Origin of the sequence: Pedobacter sp. N36a (genome assembly GCF_014472395.1) — a bacterium.
Taxonomy (GTDB): domain Bacteria; phylum Bacteroidota; class Bacteroidia; order Sphingobacteriales; family Sphingobacteriaceae; genus Pedobacter.
The window spans coordinates 251,914-269,875 of record NZ_JACSZW010000007.1 but is presented as its reverse complement, the minus strand read 5'-3'; the positions used below and the strand labels follow the sequence as shown (position 1 = coordinate 269,875).

Below are 17,962 nucleotides of genomic sequence, written 5' to 3'. Positions count from 1 at the left end.
CTTTACACTGATTTTAAGGTTGCACTATGTGCATAAAACAAATAGGTTTTTACCTTCTGGTAGCCCATTGCCAATAACAAGTCGCGGTATCCGTACACTTGTTTAATATGTGAATCGCTCTCTTTGAGCGTAAATTTATAATCGATTACGATGACCTCATTTCCAGAAATCAGCACTTTATCCGGACGATACATTTTTCCACGGATATCAATAATGCTCTTTTCATTGATCGTTTCCCTACTCGTTTTCAATAGGGCCTGTAATTCGGCATGAGCCAATACATTTCCTGCCTGCTTACTTAGTGAAGGTAATTCCTCTGCTTTAAAGAAGCCTTCATTGAGCATATTACTCAGGGCAGTTTCCATCTCTTCCAAATTAGCAGATCTTGCCAATACTTCATGCAATATGGTTCCTTCCCTGCCCGCATTGGTACCGGTCAGCATTTCTAACTCCTTTCTTTTGAGGTTGTTATTGAAAACTTCCGAAAGCCTTTCTGAAGTCGGATATTCCTGCAGATTGATAAAGGTTGGCCCGCTTTCTTCTACGCGCTTTGTTTTACTCTTTTTAACTACAGGGACATCCACAAAAAACCGGCCCTCTTCATCCAGCTGATCCTGTAAAGTCATGGCCAGCACATCGCCAATTGTACTTACGGTGTCCGTTTTTTTACCCAGGCAAGTGATGTATAGGTATTCTTTGGTTCTGGTCGTGGCTACATACAGCATGTTTAGCGCATCCATATTATTGTAAAGCAATTCCTCGTAATAAGGAATGGCTACGGCCGACCGTCCAAGTTCTTTATTGTATTTCAATGGGATACTTTGCAACTGATGATACGCCGTATCTGCAGTAGGCACCCAGAAAATCCCATTTGGTTTTCCATTGATTTCCCAGTTACAGAATGGCACCATAACCACTTTAAAGGCCAATCCTTTAGATTTATGAATGGTAATCACCTGTACTGCGTCGGTGTTTTCTGAAGATGGTAAAGTTTTTCTTTTCCCCTCTTCATCCCAATAATTCAGGAAGGCAGTGATGCCTTTTTCCCCTTGTCGGGCGAAATTCCCTGCAAGGTCCCTCAAAGCAAATAAATAAGGTAAATGCGCGGAATGTTTTGCCTGACTCAACCCATAAGCATGAATTAGTTTTTCCAATAATTCTGGCAATGGCTGCTGCATCCAGCTCTTCCAATTTTCACAAAGCGGAAGAGGCAGTCGATCGATCAAATGCTCCAGACCTTTAATTTTCAGGTTGAATAAATGATCCGGCAGCACTTCTACTTCCCTCAACTGCGCATACATACTGATGATATTGGCTTTATACAAAGCGGTATTTCCGGGGATTCCTGCCATCACTTTTAGCGTGTTGATCAAAATTTTAACCGCGGTATTGTTTTCAATTAGGAGTGCTTCACCGGAGATCACATTGATGTTATTTTCCATCAAAGCATCTACCACAGCAATGGCTTCAGAATTGGAACGCACCAAAACACAGGCATCACCTGCTTTATAGCGTTTTTCTTCCAGAATTAAGCGTTTTAAAGTCTCTACCATCCGCCTTAACGCTTCGGGTTTGAAACCTGTCCGGCCCAAACTAGCCCCATCAGCATCCGTTTTCAAAACAGAGAAATCAATGGCGCCGCCTGCTGCTGTTTTTGGCGTGATCTTCTGAACCACTTCCTCATATACATCGGTCATGATGTGGCTGAAGCCCTTTTCTTCCCACCAATCTGCTAATTTCTGATTAGCAGATTGTTCTCCGATGGTTTCATTTAAACGACGCTGCATCAGGATGGGGAGCGCTTTAAAAAGCGTATTGTTAAAGGAGATGATATTTTCGGTACTCCGATAATTTTCTTCCAGATTTGCGGCAACTACATACGTTTCGCCAATGTCTTTCTTGGCCTGCTGGTGAAGAATGTTCCAATCCCCATTACGCCAGCGGTAGATGGACTGCTTTACGTCACCCACAATCAAATGATCGATCAGTTTGCCATTGGCTTCTGCCATCGCATTTTTCAATAAAGGCTTAAAGTTCCCCCATTGATTCGCAGACGTATCCTGGAATTCATCGAATAAGAAATGTCGGTAACGACTGCCGGTTTTTTCCCAGATAAAGGCTGGGTTATCATCATCTTCTCCGGTAATCCCTTTCAGTAGATTTTGAGCATCACTGATGAGCAAATTGCCACTTTCCTGTCGGTAAGTTTTTAACAAAACGGCCATTTCCTGCATTAAACGCAGGTAGTATAAGTTTTTGTTGAAGGCCTGTGCCAGAATATATTCTGGCAGGCCATTGTTATAATGCTGGTATAATTTATCGAGAACAGGATTCAGGGTATAGTATAAACTATCATCTGCTCCTGCTTTAAACCACTCTTCCGGTTCATCGATGAGTTTAGCAATCGTTTCAATTTTAGAAAAATCGCCATCGGAAATCTTGGCAATCGCCAGCAAAGGCGACCTTGACTTTCCTTTGAGCTGATCGGTCGCGATATTTGCGGCTTCAAATAAATTAGCCGCATGTAAAGCAAGCTCTTTTAGCGCGCTTTCAAATAAACTGATCTGCTGTTTGGTAGATTTGCTGTACTCTCCAAACATTACATTGAGGTCGTTATGCTCGATTAATTCCTGAATGGCGTTGTCAAAAGGCTGATAACGTTCCTTAAAAATCTCTCCCGCCAGGTCAGTCAGTTCATTTCTATAATTCCAGCTTACATTGTTGCTGATTCGGTCTAAGGCGAGGTCTATGATCCACTGTAGCAAATTTGGATTGTGATCCATCTGCTCGTCCAGCTTATCCGCAAGCTCGTTCTTTACCTTTTCAAAATTCATTTCCAGCGCATAACCAGAATCAAGTCCAAGTTCAAAGGCAAAACCTCTGATCACCTTTTGAACGAAACCATCAATCGTACTTACTGAAAAACGGCTGTAATCGTGAAGAATTCTCTTATATATCGCCTCTGATCTTTGCTGAAGCAATGATTTATTTAAATCTGGGTGTGCTTTTAAAACCAATACCCGGTAATCTTCCACATCATCCAGATCTAGGGCAAAACCTTTCAACACCTCCATGATTCTGGTTTTCATCTCTTCCGTTGCCTTATTCGTGAAGGTTACGGCAAGAATTTCCCGATACTTGGTTTCTCCGGATAATAAAAGTGTCAAATAATGGGCTGTAAGACTGAATGTTTTACCAGATCCTGCGGAAGCTTGTAGTATTTTTAGCGGCTGTTGAGGCATTAGGTAAAGCTAAAGGATTCTTGCGAAGTTTCCACAAAATAGTAAACTACTAGATTAGTAGGGTAATTTTATACTCAGATTACAAAAATATCTTAATAGTTCTTTACTTTTGGGTCTAGCTGCATGACCATTCAATTTCATCACTAACCTGTAAATTGCCATGAAAAAACTAACCTTATTACTTTTCGCTTTTATAACCATCTCTGTCAGCACTTTTGCCCAGGATACCAAAGAAGCTGTAAAAATTTATAACCCTGAGGCAAATGCTCAGGCCGACCTTGATGCTGCCGTAGCGAAGGCTAAAAAAGAAGGTAAGCATGTATTTGTACAGGTAGGAGGAAACTGGTGCTCCTGGTGTATCGCCTTTCACCATCTGGTAGACAATACCCCTGAGCTTAAAAAATTGCTGAACGACAACTATGAAACGGTTTTAGTCAATTATAGCAAAGAGAACAAAAATGAAGCTGTACTGGCCAAATTACAATACCCAGGACGCTTTGGGTTTCCAGTGTTCCTGATTCTTGATGGCAATGGAAAACTTTTACACACGCAAAACTCAGCTTATCTGGAAGAAGGAAAAGGCCACAGCGTGAAAAAAGTAACAGAATTCCTTAAAAACTGGAATGTTGCTGCGTTAAAGCCGGAAAACAATAAATAGAATTGTAAAAGGCATAAGCAACCTTCAACTACTACAGCACATTACTCGCCATCACCATATTTGAAGGCAGTATTAACGGCAACCGGTAATTTTCCAGATGTTGTCAATTGATTTTTAATGACTGATGCTGCTGCACGCTGCATAAAATCTTCTTTTTGATAAGCGATTAGCAGCACCTTGCTATTTTCCAGACCTGGCAAAGCAGCCAGGTTATACGGGTTGGCAAATAAAGCAAATACAGCATTTTTTTCGGCCATGCTTTTAATCAACATTTTCAGATCTGCAGTTAATACCATCCCATTTCCTGGGCGGGTTCGTGTATCATGAATGCCAATAATGACTTGATCAAAATTGCCAATCTCTTTTAATACTTTCGCAACGGCATTTGCATTTGCAGTCTTATCCAGTGTATAAAAAATGGAGTTTTTATAAAATTTACCCAGTTCTTGCTGGAAGGTCGTTACCTGAGGCGTACCAATGCTAATGATCACTGTTCTCTTTTGAGCAGCAAGCGTTTTCAGATATTGTTTTCCTCTTAACAAGGTCACGGAGGCATCTGCCAATTGCTGTAATAGTAATTTACTTTCCGGTCGGTTGACTTCCGCGAAAACATTGTTTTCATTTACCGTGTCTTTGACATTTAAGCCCGCCCAGTATTTGGCAGTCAGGATTTTTTTTACACTTTCGTCAATGCGCTCCATAGGGATCCTACCTTCTCTAACTGCTCTCCTCACAAGCTTAATCGCCCTTGCGCTATTTTCTGAAAGTTCCAGGATGTCATTACCGGCAATAATCCCCATCACATCGGCCTCCCCATCTTTAAAATATTTCAGCACCCCTTTCATGCCCATCGCATCGGAAATGACAATGCCTTTAAAGCCCAGTTCTTCTTTTAAGATCCCAGTAACAATCGGTTTCGATAAGGTAGAGGGCATATTAGGTGTATTGTCTAATGCCGGAATGTTCATGTGTGCAATCATCACTCCCGCTGCTCCTTCTTTGATCAGCTCGCGAAAAGGATAGATTTCAAGACTATCCAACCTTTCTTTTGAAAATGGTAGCTTTGGCAAGTCGTAATGGGAATCAACATCGGTATCTCCATGACCCGGGAAATGTTTCAAGCTCACCAATAGTCCGCCATCCTGCATTCCGTTCATATAAGCCGAAGCTTTAGCGGTTACATTGTATTTATCTTCACCAAAAGACCGGTAATTGATGACCGGATTTTTAGGGTTATTATTTACGTCTACATCTGGGGCCAGATTCATGTGCATCCCAATCCGTTTGTAATCTTTAGCCACCTCCAGACCCATTTTATAAATCAGTTCTTTGTTCTGAACAGCCCCTAAAGCCATCTGGTAAGGGTAAGAAATGGTGCTGTCTAAACGCATGCCTAATCCCCATTCACCATCAGAAGTAATCAGTAAAGGCACGCGGGCCAATGCCTGGTATTTATTGGTCAGAATGGCTTGTCGGCCTGGACCTCCCTGAAAAAACACGAGTCCTCCGATCCTTTCTTTCTTAACCACCTTGGCAATGGAATCCTCGAACACTTTGCCCATATCTGTATGTGCCCTCACAAAGAACAGCTGCGCGATTTTCTGGCGCCTATTTAATTTGTTAAACACAGAGTCGACCCATGGATTAGGGCTGGACAAGGTTTCTATATAACTTTTTCGCAGCGATGGTAATTTGGAGGACTGCAATTCTTGTGGAAAAACGGCAGAAAGGCCCGTTAAAGAGAAAATAAAGACAAGGATGGGATACTTAAATTTCATTGAGCTAGTGTTCGGTTAAATTTCAAATATAAATAAAAATAGGGAGAACGGTTTTTGCTCAGATCAGCGATAAGGGCAAAATCAGTTCGAATCAGATCGACTTTAGCCATTCTATCTGTAAAAAAAAGGCCTGCATCATACACGATGATACAGGCCTTTCAAACTAGATAAAGTTTTGATACTTGATTAAATAAATCTATTACACTTAAAAAGTATAACCCAATGATAGGGCGAAACCTTTATTTTTCAATTTATCCTGGTTTAAATCATCATTAAATGATTTTTGGAAGTCCATCGCATATCTTCCATTGATATTGATGTTAGGTGTGATGCTGTATCCAACACCCACAACTCCACCAGCAATAGATTTTTTGTAATCCTTTTTGTTTGTAAAGCTATCTCCTACCTGTTCGCCATTCACTTTAAATGAAGACTCCTGAGAAAGTAAGAAGGAAACCTGAGGACCTGCAAAAATGGTAAATTCAGGAGCTGGTCTGAAACCAATAAGAATTGGAACATCAAGATAACCTAGTTTAGAATCGAATTCATTAGTATTTCCTGCAAAAGTTTTTTCCACTTTACCTCCTTTTTGCGCGTACATTATTTCAGGTAAAAATGCGAAGCCACCACCCAAAGGCAGGTCAGCATATACACCAGCCTGAAATCCCACTTTTGAATCTGTGGAATAATTTTGATCACCAATAGAGATCTTACCCATGTTCATCAGATTTGCTCCTGCTCTAATACCGAACCTCATCTGATCATTTGCTGTACTTTGTGATTGCTGTGCATTTGCTCTGAAGGCCAGACTGCTCATCGTCAAACCTAATCCTATAATGAATAATTTTTTCATAGTTATCGATTTTAATTATTTTAAAATTCGGATAGACTATTGTAATAACCATGCCAAAAACTTAGATTTTAAGGTAAAAAAGAACGATTAAACTGACAAAACACCACTGACTATCAAAACGATATAGTCAAAGAGAGCCCTATGACTTCCACCTGAGCTACAGATCAGTTGTCCGGAATTCCACACACCTAAAAAAACGATCATGGTTCCAGGTTCCGAAAATCTCTGGAAAAAAGCAGGCATAAAAAAAGGAATGCCGGTCAAAGCATTCCTTTTTTTGACAAAGAAAGGTACTAGAATTTTACACCAACACCAACCGAGAATACCTGATTTTTATATTCAGGAGTTCTTTTCGTTCCGTCTTCATTATTTTTCTGGAAATCCAGAGCATAACGACCATGAAGGTCGAATTTGTCATTAATATCATATCTAAATCCAATTACACCTCCTACAAGGCTCTTTTTAAACTTATCAGAATCTTCTCTATATTCCTCTTCTACAGTTGGTCCGAAATTACTGGAATACTTGTTTTTAGTGGAGGTTAAGAAAGAAACCTGAGGTCCTACAACCAGATTTAATCCTGAACCACCTAAATTAATAGAGGCTAAAATTGGAATGTCCACAAAATGAGTGGTTTGTTTAAATTCACCTAGTGGTGTTTCCAGCTTGTATCCTTTTGTGGAATACAATAACTCCGGCGTAAAGGCTAATCCTTTGATCAACATGATATCTAAGGTAATACCGGCATTAAATCCAGGATTTACTTTTGTATCATAATCGTTATTTCCGTCTCCTTTGATAATGTTAGGGAGATTTAATCCAGCCTTGACCCCCAATCTGATAGGACTCTGTGCATTGACAGCACCTGCGGTGAATAGGCATATTGCCAAAATGATGATCTTTTTCATAATGTGTTGTTTTATGAAAGGGGCTTAGAAAGAAATGTGCCACGATACTCGCTGTACTCATTTCATTTTGATCAAATGAACTTGGAGCGTTCATTTTAAGCGAATTACCGGACTTAACAAAAAAATTAAGAATGCTCCAACAGGGGTCGTATGTCGGCTTCTTATTGTATCAAATTTGATACAATAAGAAGCCGTCCTCTCCCTTTTTCAAAAACTCTTGTTATACATCAGTCTTAATAGAGATCTCCGAACATCATGATAAAATAAGGCTGAAAAAGGGATAGATAAAATATTTCAACCGCTTTCTTTTAGTTTCGATAACGATTGTTTATACTTACGTATAATTACACTTAGTTGATTAATAAAGTTTAAATCTATAGAAATGTCGGAATTTTCGGCCGAGGTGATCGGTACAATGTTAATGATACTTTTGGGAAATGGAGTAGTCGCAAATGTGGTCTTATCCGGTACCAAAGGAAATAATGGGGGTTGGATTGTCATCACTACTGCATGGGCACTGGCGGTTTTTGTAGGTGTAGTCGTTGCTGGTCCATATAGCGGTGCACACCTTAACCCGGCCGTTTCTATTGGCCTGGCCATCGCCGGAAAATTCAGCTGGGCGAAAGTACCTTTGTATGTTGCAGCCCAATTTATAGGTGCATTTTTAGGCGCATTTTTGGTCTGGTTGACCTACAAAGATCATTATAAACCAACCTCGGATCAAGGGGCAAAGCAGGCTACTTTTTGTACCGCCCCTGCCATTAAGAATACATGGTCCAACCTCATCTCTGAAATCATTGGCACTTTTGTATTGATATTTACCATTCTTCACTTTACCGACGCCGCGCTAGGCACCGAAAAAACGGCCATAGGATTAGGCTCATTGGGAGCCATCCCGGTTGCTTTTCTCGTTTGGGTGATTGGGTTATCCCTTGGCGGAACCACAGGTTATGCGATTAACCCGGCTAGAGATCTGGGTCCAAGAATCATGCACGCGATATTACCTGTTCATGGAAAGGGAGATAATGGCTGGGGTTATGCCTGGATTCCTGTCGCTGGTCCGCTCATTGGCAGCGCATTAGCGGCATTTCTAAACATGTATTTACATCAGCTATAAGGTTGTTCATCATTTTTTTGCACCTGCAAAAGCCCTCAAAGAGCTAGAGAATTTTGAGGGCTTTGCACATTCCGTCTTATTTCGTTTTCGCTAATGGCGCTGCCAATAACTCTGCTAATTTATTTTCTAAGTCTTCACCAGTCAGGTTTCTTGCAATGATTACTCCATTAGGATCAATCAATACATTTGCAGGAATTGCCCTTACCCCATATAATTTCGCTGGGGCACTATTCCAAAAAGCAAGATCAGACACATGAGTCCAGCTAAGATTATCATCTTTAATTCCTTTTAACCAAGCTTCTTTTGATTTATCTAAAGAGACCGCAAAAATATCGAAGCCTTTGTCATGGTATTTCTGATAAGCTTTTACCAGATTTGGGTTCTCCCTTCTGCATGGACCGCACCAGGAAGCCCAAAAATCGAGCAATAAGTATCTTCCAAAATGATCAGAAAGTTTAATTGTCTTTCCTTCCGAGGTATTCGCTTCAAAATCAGGTGCTTTTTTTCCAATGCTTACCGAGTTCAGTACATTTACTAAGTCTTTTAATACTGCTACGTAAGGTGTATTTTGCAGTGTCGGATCCAATAACTGCAAGTTTTGGTTGATTTCTTCTGGAGTCAATCTGTAAGAGAAATCTCTATATAATACATAAGCAGAGACTAAAGAACCGGGATTCTTTTTGATGAACTCGTCAATTTTAACGTCTTTTTCTTGCTTATAACTGGCAAAAAGGTCATTGGAAACGGAACCAGTCACCACTGAATTTCTATAATATTTTTCCGGATCAAGGGTAACATTCACCTGCCCCTTTTCCAGGAAAACATACAATGGACTTTGCTCTTTATCAACCGTCAAACCGTAAAGCTCTGGCAATTTCAAGCTTTTATTGAACTTAAATGCACCATTCTTTACTTCCGCAGAATCCAGTGTTTTAAACATTTTATTGTCGAATTTCTGAAGGTATACCTTCCCTGTACTTGCCCCTTTAAGGGTTCCTGTAATGGTTACCTTACTATTCTCCTGTGCATAAATTACCGTGCTGCTCAGCAATAGTCCTAAAATGGAAAATTTAAATATGTTCATGGTCTTGAGCTTTTTTGATCTTTAACTGCACAAATATAAACAAATAAACTACTAATCCCATAGACTTTGATTTTTATAAATACAACTGACATACAATCAGTTACCATTAATTAAAACTACCTTCACCAGATAAGGGCAATTACGCCCCGATCGCGCCGTACCTTTCCATTGGAAAAAATATTTAATATGCTAATTGACAGCTTTATAAAAGATAAAGTTGGCATAGCAGACCTTTTTTTAAATGAGACTTTATCAGGTCATTTAAAAAACAATTTGACACGGCTCTACCAGGGAAACCTACTATTATCCGCAGGGACAGGCAACGACACCATTGTTGTTCCCGACAAACTATTTAGAAGTGACCGCATATACTGGCTGGATCGCGCACACAATGACCCTCATGAAAATGCCTTTTTTGATCTCATGGATCGTTTCGTGAACCACCTGAACAGCACTTGCTACACCGGAATCACAGGTTATGAATTCCATTACACCCTCTATGAAAAAGGCAGCTGCTATAAAAAACACCTGGACCAGTTTCGAACAAATGCCAGCAGGCAATACTCTATGATTATGTATTTAAATGCCGACTGGCAACTTGCCGACGGCGGTGAATTGTGCGTCCACCATCCCGATAGTTTACAAAAAATTCCACCTATAGATGGGAAGAGTGTGTTTTTTAAAAGCAGTGAACTGGAACACGAAGTTTTGGTGACGAATAAACCTAGAATGAGCATTACTGGCTGGCTAAAAATAGGTTAACCATTTATAAAACAAGGATTAAGCATAAAAAAATAAAGCTCAATTGCTGAAATGAGATTGTCGCAAATTACCATTAACTTTAATTCATCAACCAATTAAAGAAAAAAGATGACAACAAAAGATCAAACCGTAATTACGGTAGCAGCTACTGTAAATGCCCCTATAGACGTCATTTGGAAAGCCTGGAACGACCCATCTCACATTACCAAATGGAGTGCTGCATCCGATGACTGGCACACCACCAAGGCAGAAAACGATTTACGTACCGGCGGGAAATTCAATTCAAGAATGGAAGCCAAGGACGGAAGTTTTGGGTTTGACTTTGGTGGTGTTTATGATGAGGTGATCCCTTATGAACTCATGCGTTATACTCTTGGTGATGGTAGAACAGTTAAAATTACCTTCGAAAAAAATGCCGACGGTGTAAAAATCACTGAAAATTTTGACGCGGAGGGACAAAATCCTATAGAGATGCAAAGAGATGGTTGGCAAGCTATTATGGACAGTTTCAAAAGATATGTAGAATCTGCCAGGCCATTATAAGCGAAAAAAAAAGGGCGATATATGGTCCCCCTCTAGAAACAAGCGCCCATGGGAATTGTAGATACGGCCTCTTTTTTGGAGATAGCGCATCTGCAATTCCTATATTTGTGAATTGATTCCAGCAATATTCTGCCCATTCTAATCGTATGATCAAGTTCCAAAAATTAATTTCCGCCGCATTTTTAACCTCTCTTTTAATTTTTAATACTGCATTCACTGCAGATGCCCAAAGGAAACTGATTTTTGAAGAAAACTTTAAAAAGAACCTGCATCAAAAAAATTGGCTGACTGCTAATGGGAGTTGGGAAATCAAGGATCAGGCATTATATGGAAGCAAGGATGTGAACTGGGCAATTTTACTAGCCAATAAATCACTACCTGAAGATTACGTTTTAACATTTTCGGCAATGGCAGCTCCAAAAACCTATTTGTTTGAAGTCATCCTGAACTTAAATGGGTCCAAATTTCTTGGAATTTTACTCAATCAATTGGAAAATAAAGTGGCTATAGAAGATCGCTCTTTGTTTGCCGATTTGGAGAACAGAGGCACATTTGTTCATAGCACAGGCCATATCGGCATCCTGCCGAAGGTAGGAAGAACCAAACAAACTGACTGGCAAGACTGGAAAATACAAAGATCAGGAGATCAGTTTTTTATCTGGATCAATCAGGAAGCGGTCATCTCCTTTAAGGACAAGACGGGTTTTGTAAAGTCCAAAGGACAATTTGGCTTTGCCATCAATGGCGATGCAGCAATCAAAGAACTCAAGGTCTGGCAAATAAAAGGAAAGGACGCCCTGCCACCAAAGGATTTTAAAAGTCCACCATTACTCAAGCCTTTTTTCGTTTTCGAGTAATCGGAAAATTCAAACCCCAAAGACTTATCTCTTCTTCCCCATTCATAGCATGAAGAAGGAAGAACAGACAAATCGGCAATGGTCGAAATAAAGCGAATGAATGGGGTATTTTAAGCTTTAAAGGTTGCTTTAAAGGCTTCTCTACAGTCCAAATCAACTTCTATTGGCATACCATCTTTGATATAAAGTTGGGTTAATCCTTCGTGATTTTGGAAGTAACGGAAATAATTTTGAATTTTATCAGGCTTGTCACCTGTATCTTTATTCGTATGGCCACTAAACCAGCGATCATATTTCAGAGCAATTTGCTTAAGTTTTTCCTCAAACTCCAGTCTCTTTTTCTCATCTGCACCCTGGTGCAACTCTTTTGTAATATCGCTCATAATCAGGTAAAAGCGCAAGGTACGCTTAATAAACTGTTTATTTTTCGAAAGCGTGATTAAAGGCGTTAAAAGGCGGTATTCAAAGTCCTGACTGTGCCATTTAAGCAACTAGGGCCCTACCAGCCCCCTACCAGTCCTCTGCTAGTCCCTTTGCAGAAGAAAGTACTACAGCCTTTCCGGCTTGCAAATACTTTGCGCTGAACAGGCTGAGCAAAAAAGGCTTCCAGCAAATGCTGAAAGCCTTTTGATACTTTTGTAATTCGCGGAGAGAGAGGGATTCGAACCCTCGATACCCTTTTGAGGTACACACGCTTTCCAAGCGTGCTCCTTCAGCCACTCGGACATCTCTCCTTTTTGCGGATTGCAAAAGTAGAAAAATTTTTGATTGCTACAAGTGATTAATCAATTACTGTAATTTTCAACATATTGGTTTTTCCTTTTTTCTCCATTGGGATAGCCGCTGTGTTGATGATTACATCACCTTTTTTAATCATTTTGTATTCTTTTAGCAAGTTATTTACGTCCTGAATGGTATCGTCAGTACTGTCAAACTTATCATAATAGAAGCCTTGTACGCCCCATAATAAGCTCAATGTATTCAACAGTGATATATTGCTAGTGAAGATATATGTTAATGCTTTTGGTCTGTGACTTGAAATTTCGAAAGCAGTATAACCACTTACCGTCATAGAAACGATACCAACAGCGTTTGTTTGTTTTGATAAGAAACAAGCTGTATCACAGATTGCATCGCTCAGGAAGCTTTCAGATTTCGGTTTAAGGAACTTTTCAGGATGGAATGGATAGTTGTTTACTTCAATGTTCTGAATGATTTTTTGCATTGTTTCAATTACAATCAGCGGAAATTCACCTACTGAAGTCTCTCCACTTAGCATCACTGCATCAGCACCGTCCAATACCGAGTTGGCCACATCATTCACTTCAGCACGTGTTGGCCTTGGTGTAGTGATCATGCTTTCCAGCATCTGAGTCGCAATAATTACTGGTTTTGAAGCTGCTCTACATTTCTGAACAATCATTTTTTGCAACAATGGAACTTCTTCCATTGGCATTTCCACACCTAGATCGCCACGGGCAACCATGATTCCATCGGAAACAGCAATGATTTCATCAATATTTGCAATCGCTTCAGGTTTTTCAATCTTCGCAATTACACGTGCAGTTTTACCTCTTTGTTTGATAATCTCTTTTAATTCAACGATGTCAGCAGCGTTACGAACAAAAGAAAGTCCGATCCACTCTACATCATTTTCCAATACAAACTCTAAGTTTTTACGATCTTCCACAGTAAGTGAAGGAATAGAAACTTTAGTGTTTGGAAGATTAACTCCTTTTCTTGAAGTCAGGATACCACCATGAACGATCTCACAAACTACCTCGTCAACCAAGTTAGTTTCGATCACTCTCATTTGAAGTTTTCCATCATCTAACAAGATGATTTCACCTGGCTTAACGTCCTGAGGAAAAGTGGTATAAGTGATGTAAATACGTTCTTCATTACCGATACATTCTTTGGTTGTGATCACCGTCCTGTTACCGTTAACTAAGTGAATACCACCGTCTTTCACCATTCCAATTCTAATCTTAGGGCCCTGTAAATCAGCCAGAATACCTACGTTATAATTGTGTTTTTTATTAAGACTGCGGATGGTATTTAGTACTTCCTGGTGATCTGCCTGAGAACCGTGTGAAAAGTTTAATCTGCATACGTCAAGTCCGGCATTAAACATGCTAAATAGAACTTCTGGTTTAGCTGAAGCAGGACCAAGCGTCGCTACGATTTTTGTTCTGGAATGAAATGGTTTCATTTTGGTTACTTAAATTTATATGGACCAACAAAATGAAGGTTTCGATGTTTAAAACCGATGTTGGCCAGGTTATTAATATTTTTATTTCTGAGTCTTCTAAAATCAAATATAGTGTATTTAATACACCTTCAATATAAAATTTACATTACCAAATTTTCACGCGACTTCAACTTTTTCGGATCAATTTGTGCAGCTACCTGAATATCAGGCAGTTTGTTTAATCCAGTCAAAATAAAATTTAGGTCTTCTTTGTCAATATACTGATGAATTATCATAAAAAAGTCAACTTTATTCATTTCAGGAATCAAAAAACCTTCTGCGTTGCGATTATTGATGATATAGTACTCGATTTCTCCCTGTTCCACAAAAAAATAATACTTCGAAAAGGCCAGCGGATTTTCATCCACATTGAAGTAAACCTCGTGATCATCAATCTTTTCGAAGTCGAAATTCAGGCTGGTATTGACCTTGTGACAGAGCATATAATCCTTCAGTGAAGCTGTAATGGCGATTAAAACAAAATCAAGATCTAAGGACAGTTTTAAATAAGTTTTGTTCAAAACACACTTTTTTACGGGAATTACAAAATTATAAAACTAATTTTACATTAATGTTCAAAATAAAAACATTAAAATTGGAAGAGAAATAAAAACATTTGAAATGTGTAATTATTTATTTTTCTTTGCACTGAATTATTTAACCATTAAATTATAAACATTATGTCTGATATTGCTTCAAGAGTTAAGGCTATTATCGTTGAAAAATTAGGTGTAGATGAAAACGAAGTTACACCAGAAGCTTCTTTCACTAACGACTTAGGTGCTGATTCTTTAGATACAGTAGAGCTTATTATGGAGTTCGAAAAAGAATTCAATGTAGCGATCCCTGATGATCAGGCTGAAACTATTGGTACTGTTGGTCAAGCAATTGCTTACTTAGAGAAAAACGTTAAGTAAAAATACGGTCTCCGTATAATCCGTATAAATGGAATTAAAAAGAGTAGTAGTTACAGGGTTGGGTGCGCTCACTCCAATTGGCAATACGATCCCAGAATTCTGGGATGGTTTGCTGAATGGCGTGAGCGGCGCTGGCCCTATTACAGGTTTTGACACATCAAAGTTCAAGACGAAGTTTGCATGTGAACTTAAAAACTTCAATCCTGAAGATTTTTTGGATAAAAAAGAAGCCCGCAAGTTAGATCCATTTGTTCAATACGCTTTAGTATCAACAGATGAGGCTGTTAAGGATGGTAATTTTGATTTTTCACAATTAGATTGCAATCGGATCGGCGTTATCTGGGGATCAGGTATTGGCGGTTTTAAAACATTTCAGGACGAAATGAAAAACTTCTTTTTAGGCGATGGTACCCCACGCATTAATCCGTTTTTCATCCCTAAGGTAATTATTGACATCGTTCCCGGCCATATTTCTATAAAGTATGGGTTGCGCGGACCGAATTTTGCCACTGTATCTGCCTGTGCTTCATCCACTAACGCCATGATTGATGCTTACAACTATATTCGTTTGAATATGTGTGACGTGATCATTAGCGGAGGATCTGAGGCCATCATTAATGAGGCTGGAATCGGAGGATTCAATGCCATGCATGCGCTTTCGACTAGAAATGACGATCCAAAAACAGCTTCAAGACCGTTCGACAAAGACAGAGATGGATTTGTTGCTGGTGAAGGTGCAGGAACCATCATTTTAGAAGAATTGGAACATGCTAAAAAACGTGGTGCGAAAATCTATGCTGAATTAATAGGCGGAGGAATGAGCGCAGACGCGAATCACATTACTGCACCTCATCCTCAGGGACTTGGCGCAAGAATGGTGATGTCAAATGCTCTAAAAGATGCAGGTTTAACTACCGCAGATATTGATTATATCAATGTTCATGGTACTTCTACCCCATTAGGAGATATCTCTGAAAGCAGGGCAATTGTTGATTTATTCGGAGAAGATGCTTACAAACTAAACATCAGTTCTACAAAATCAATGACTGGCCATTTACTCGGTGCTGCAGGCGCAATTGAGGCTATCGCCGCGATTCTTGCTGTCCAGAATGATATAGTACCACCAACAATCAATCACTTTACTGATGATCCTGAATGTGATCCAAAATTAAACTTCACGTTCAACAAGGCACAAAAACGCACCATTCGTGCTGCACAAAGCAACACTTTTGGCTTCGGTGGTCATAATGCATCTGTGATATTCAAAAAGTACGAAGAATAATAATTAGTCTCTGTAAAAGGAGACTATTCACAAATATGATCCACTAATTTTTGTAACAATTAATGCCGTTATTCGACCTGTACAAGCTTTATTTTTCGACAGATAAGGTCTTTATAAAAAAGCTAAAAAATATTTTAGGCTTTGTTCCTGGAAATACTGTTTTATACAAAATGGCATTCAGGCACAGGTCTGTAGCAAAAGTTCTGAAGAATGGAAGCAGAAGCAGTAATGAACGTCTTGAATTTCTTGGAGATGCGATTTTAGGTTCTGTGATTGCGGAAGTATTATTTAAGGCCTATCCCTACAAAGAAGAGGGCTTTTTAACAGAAATGCGTTCAAAAATTGTGAATAGAGCTAACCTAAATCAGCTGGCCCGTAAGATGGGTTTCGATCAGCTGATGGTTTTTGATCAGAAAGCGGTAAACATTCAAACCAAACATCATTCCATGCTTGGAGATGCTTTTGAGGCCTTAATTGGTGCCGTATATCTGGATAAAGGGTATAATTACACCAAAGATTTCTTATTAAAAAGAATCATTAAGCCTTACATAGACATTCACACCCTGGAACTTACAGAGACGAATTTCAAGAGCAAATTAATCGAATGGTGCCAGCGTCATGGAAAAGATATTACTTTCGACATGATTCAAAATACCGAAGGAGATAGCGCTAAGCTGTTTACGATTAGTGCAGTTGTGGAGGGTGAAAGCTATGGAATTGGTCGTGATTACAATAAAAAGAATGCAGAAAAGCTAGCCGCTGAAAAAGCATGTGAAGCACTGTCCATCTAGTCAGCCAGCACAATTTCTTGTTTTACGGTATTTTATTTAAGGATTCCTTGTATTTTTTATAGGAATCCCGGATGTATTTGATGGCATCATATTCTGCCCAGTTTCTGGATTTCTCATAATCAGGCCTGTAATTGAGCATAAAATCTTCCAATTCTTTTCCTTTCAAGTCGGTCTGGCTCTGGATCAGGGATTCATTAAAAAAGTTGTCTACCTGTGACTGCTTCAGCTCATTGTCGTAATACCGCCCAAATCTTCTCGCATTTTTAGGGGTACGTCCAAACAACTCATACATCGCAGTTAAAGGCTGGAATATGTAAGCTAAAAGCGGTGGTTTGCCTTGATAAAAAGAGCCCTGGTTCCTAAATTCTCTTTTAATATCATTCATTTCCTGTTTTTTCGTTTGCCCAAAAATCTTCACTTCCTCCAATGTTGATCCTTTACTCAGGTAAACCATGATATCAGCTGTACTAAACACCCCAACTTCTCCATCTGAATAGTCTGCTTTGAGGATCAACAGACTATCTCCTACAGCTGATTTGATCTGAAAAAGGCCTAAATCAGTGGTAAAGACGGTATATCCATTACGTTTATTGATCACCTGAGCATTTTGTATCCTGGAATTTGTTCCCCGTTCTTTTACTGCACCACTCAATATAAACTCTTTTTGAGAGAAAGCAGAGGGCATCGCCGTAAAGAAAAACACGCCAAATGACAGTGTAAGGAGATGTAGAAACTTCATTTCGTATCGTTTTTTTGTAAACTTAACCATAGTTTTTCAACCGATTACGTTAAAAAAAGTTAAAATCTTCATTAATGACGGTATTTTAACTTTTTGCAAATGTTAAAATCCGCTATTTTTTTACAAAAAAAACAGAAAAAGGTTAGGAACCAATGAGATCTCAGCGTCATTAAGTAACAT

At 39.3% G+C, this 17,962-nt stretch carries 17 protein-coding genes and 1 tRNA gene; 8 read left to right on the top strand and 10 right to left on the bottom strand.

Going from position 1 to position 17,962, the window contains the following annotated elements; all coding sequences use genetic code 11:
• Positions 1-2: 2 nt before the first annotated feature.
• On the bottom strand, positions 3-3,242 hold the full coding sequence (locus H9X96_RS15820; RefSeq protein ID WP_187667224.1) for an exodeoxyribonuclease V subunit beta: 3,240 nt from the start codon (positions 3,240-3,242) through the stop codon (positions 3-5).
• 160 nt (positions 3,243-3,402) lie between these two features.
• On the opposite strand from H9X96_RS15820, the gene H9X96_RS15815 reads away from it, so the two are divergent.
• Positions 3,403-3,900 carry a thioredoxin family protein gene (locus H9X96_RS15815; protein WP_187667223.1) on the top strand — a complete coding sequence of 166 codons (498 nt, stop codon included), beginning with the start codon at positions 3,403-3,405 and terminating at the stop codon, positions 3,898-3,900.
• A gap of 41 nt (positions 3,901-3,941) precedes the next feature.
• Here the strand turns inward: H9X96_RS15815 and H9X96_RS15810 are convergent, their stop codons facing one another.
• The 3 genes from H9X96_RS15810 to H9X96_RS15800 all read right to left on the bottom strand — a co-directional run bounded on the left by H9X96_RS15810 (position 3,942) and on the right by H9X96_RS15800 (position 7,439).
• A complete protein-coding gene (locus tag H9X96_RS15810; protein WP_187667222.1) occupies positions 3,942-5,678 on the bottom strand; it encodes a glycoside hydrolase family 3 protein in 1,737 nt (578 codons plus the stop codon).
• A 205-nt stretch (positions 5,679-5,883) separates the two neighbouring features.
• Entirely contained in the window at positions 5,884-6,531 is a 648-nt protein-coding gene (locus tag H9X96_RS15805; RefSeq protein ID WP_187667221.1) for a porin family protein, read from the bottom strand.
• Between the two features lie 293 nt (positions 6,532-6,824).
• The gene (locus tag H9X96_RS15800) at positions 6,825-7,439 is read right to left on the bottom strand and encodes a porin family protein (RefSeq protein ID WP_187667220.1); all 615 of its coding nucleotides are present in this window, start codon (positions 7,437-7,439) and stop codon (positions 6,825-6,827) included.
• A 382-nt stretch (positions 7,440-7,821) separates the two neighbouring features.
• On the opposite strand from H9X96_RS15800, the gene H9X96_RS15795 reads away from it, so the two are divergent.
• Entirely contained in the window at positions 7,822-8,556 is a 735-nt protein-coding gene (locus H9X96_RS15795) for an MIP/aquaporin family protein (RefSeq protein WP_187667219.1), read from the top strand.
• A gap of 76 nt (positions 8,557-8,632) precedes the next feature.
• On the opposite strand, the gene H9X96_RS15790 is transcribed toward H9X96_RS15795, so the two are convergent.
• Positions 8,633-9,640 carry a TlpA disulfide reductase family protein gene (locus H9X96_RS15790; RefSeq protein ID WP_187667218.1) on the bottom strand — a complete coding sequence of 336 codons (1,008 nt, stop codon included), beginning with the start codon at positions 9,638-9,640 and terminating at the stop codon, positions 8,633-8,635.
• Positions 9,641-9,826: 186 nt separating this feature from the next.
• Between H9X96_RS15790 and H9X96_RS15785 the strand changes: the two genes are divergently transcribed.
• The 3 genes from H9X96_RS15785 to H9X96_RS15775 all read left to right on the top strand — a co-directional run bounded on the left by H9X96_RS15785 (position 9,827) and on the right by H9X96_RS15775 (position 11,802).
• Positions 9,827-10,402, top strand: coding sequence for a 2OG-Fe(II) oxygenase (locus H9X96_RS15785; RefSeq protein WP_187667217.1), 576 nt, complete (start codon positions 9,827-9,829; stop codon positions 10,400-10,402).
• Between the two features lie 108 nt (positions 10,403-10,510).
• On the top strand, positions 10,511-10,945 hold the full coding sequence (locus H9X96_RS15780; protein WP_187667216.1) for an SRPBCC family protein: 435 nt from the start codon (positions 10,511-10,513) through the stop codon (positions 10,943-10,945).
• A gap of 146 nt (positions 10,946-11,091) precedes the next feature.
• Positions 11,092-11,802 carry a hypothetical protein gene (locus tag H9X96_RS15775; RefSeq protein WP_187667215.1) on the top strand — a complete coding sequence of 237 codons (711 nt, stop codon included), beginning with the start codon at positions 11,092-11,094 and terminating at the stop codon, positions 11,800-11,802.
• 110 nt (positions 11,803-11,912) lie between these two features.
• Here H9X96_RS15775 and H9X96_RS15770 read toward each other — a convergent pair whose 3' ends face one another.
• The 4 genes from H9X96_RS15770 to H9X96_RS15755 all read right to left on the bottom strand — a co-directional run bounded on the left by H9X96_RS15770 (position 11,913) and on the right by H9X96_RS15755 (position 14,574).
• Positions 11,913-12,185 (bottom strand): hypothetical protein, encoded by a 273-nt coding sequence (locus H9X96_RS15770; RefSeq protein ID WP_062546460.1) that lies wholly within the window; start codon positions 12,183-12,185, stop codon positions 11,913-11,915.
• 263 nt (positions 12,186-12,448) lie between these two features.
• Positions 12,449-12,536, bottom strand: a tRNA-Ser gene (locus tag H9X96_RS15765).
• 47 nt (positions 12,537-12,583) lie between these two features.
• Positions 12,584-14,014 carry a pyruvate kinase gene (gene pyk / locus H9X96_RS15760; RefSeq protein WP_187667214.1) on the bottom strand — a complete coding sequence of 477 codons (1,431 nt, stop codon included), beginning with the start codon at positions 14,012-14,014 and terminating at the stop codon, positions 12,584-12,586.
• A gap of 140 nt (positions 14,015-14,154) precedes the next feature.
• Entirely contained in the window at positions 14,155-14,574 is a 420-nt protein-coding gene (locus H9X96_RS15755) for an IPExxxVDY family protein (protein ID WP_187667213.1), read from the bottom strand.
• A gap of 159 nt (positions 14,575-14,733) precedes the next feature.
• Between H9X96_RS15755 and H9X96_RS15750 the strand changes: the two genes are divergently transcribed.
• From H9X96_RS15750 to rnc, 3 genes are all read left to right on the top strand, one after another.
• Positions 14,734-14,970 carry an acyl carrier protein gene (locus tag H9X96_RS15750; RefSeq protein WP_008241990.1) on the top strand — a complete coding sequence of 79 codons (237 nt, stop codon included), beginning with the start codon at positions 14,734-14,736 and terminating at the stop codon, positions 14,968-14,970.
• A 28-nt stretch (positions 14,971-14,998) separates the two neighbouring features.
• Entirely contained in the window at positions 14,999-16,252 is a 1,254-nt protein-coding gene (gene fabF, locus H9X96_RS15745; RefSeq protein ID WP_187667212.1) for a beta-ketoacyl-ACP synthase II, read from the top strand.
• Between the two features lie 62 nt (positions 16,253-16,314).
• Entirely contained in the window at positions 16,315-17,043 is a 729-nt protein-coding gene (rnc, locus tag H9X96_RS15740; protein WP_187667211.1) for a ribonuclease III, read from the top strand.
• A gap of 22 nt (positions 17,044-17,065) precedes the next feature.
• Here rnc and H9X96_RS15735 read toward each other — a convergent pair whose 3' ends face one another.
• Entirely contained in the window at positions 17,066-17,782 is a 717-nt protein-coding gene (locus H9X96_RS15735; protein WP_187667210.1) for a hypothetical protein, read from the bottom strand.
• Positions 17,783-17,962: the final 180 nt, after the last annotated feature.

Excerpts from the sequence above, each read along its gene's own strand:
- H9X96_RS15820 (WP_187667224.1), bottom strand. The coding sequence starts at position 3,242 with ATGCCTCAACAGCCGCTAAAAATACTACAAGCTTCCGCAGGATCTGGT.
- H9X96_RS15815 (WP_187667223.1), top strand. The coding sequence starts at position 3,403 with ATGAAAAAACTAACCTTATTACTTTTCGCTTTTATAACCATCTCTGTC.
- H9X96_RS15810 (WP_187667222.1), bottom strand. The coding sequence starts at position 5,678 with ATGAAATTTAAGTATCCCATCCTTGTCTTTATTTTCTCTTTAACGGGC.
- H9X96_RS15805 (WP_187667221.1), bottom strand. The coding sequence starts at position 6,531 with ATGAAAAAATTATTCATTATAGGATTAGGTTTGACGATGAGCAGTCTG.
- H9X96_RS15800 (WP_187667220.1), bottom strand. The coding sequence starts at position 7,439 with ATGAAAAAGATCATCATTTTGGCAATATGCCTATTCACCGCAGGTGCT.
- H9X96_RS15795 (WP_187667219.1), top strand. The coding sequence starts at position 7,822 with ATGTCGGAATTTTCGGCCGAGGTGATCGGTACAATGTTAATGATACTT.
- H9X96_RS15790 (WP_187667218.1), bottom strand. The coding sequence starts at position 9,640 with ATGAACATATTTAAATTTTCCATTTTAGGACTATTGCTGAGCAGCACG.
- H9X96_RS15785 (WP_187667217.1), top strand. The coding sequence starts at position 9,827 with ATGCTAATTGACAGCTTTATAAAAGATAAAGTTGGCATAGCAGACCTT.
- H9X96_RS15780 (WP_187667216.1), top strand. The coding sequence starts at position 10,511 with ATGACAACAAAAGATCAAACCGTAATTACGGTAGCAGCTACTGTAAAT.
- H9X96_RS15775 (WP_187667215.1), top strand. The coding sequence starts at position 11,092 with ATGATCAAGTTCCAAAAATTAATTTCCGCCGCATTTTTAACCTCTCTT.
- H9X96_RS15770 (WP_062546460.1), bottom strand. The coding sequence starts at position 12,185 with ATGAGCGATATTACAAAAGAGTTGCACCAGGGTGCAGATGAGAAAAAG.
- pyk (WP_187667214.1), bottom strand. The coding sequence starts at position 14,014 with ATGAAACCATTTCATTCCAGAACAAAAATCGTAGCGACGCTTGGTCCT.
- H9X96_RS15750 (WP_008241990.1), top strand. The coding sequence starts at position 14,734 with ATGTCTGATATTGCTTCAAGAGTTAAGGCTATTATCGTTGAAAAATTA.
- fabF (WP_187667212.1), top strand. The coding sequence starts at position 14,999 with ATGGAATTAAAAAGAGTAGTAGTTACAGGGTTGGGTGCGCTCACTCCA.
- rnc (WP_187667211.1), top strand. The coding sequence starts at position 16,315 with ATGCCGTTATTCGACCTGTACAAGCTTTATTTTTCGACAGATAAGGTC.
- H9X96_RS15735 (WP_187667210.1), bottom strand. The coding sequence starts at position 17,782 with ATGAAGTTTCTACATCTCCTTACACTGTCATTTGGCGTGTTTTTCTTT.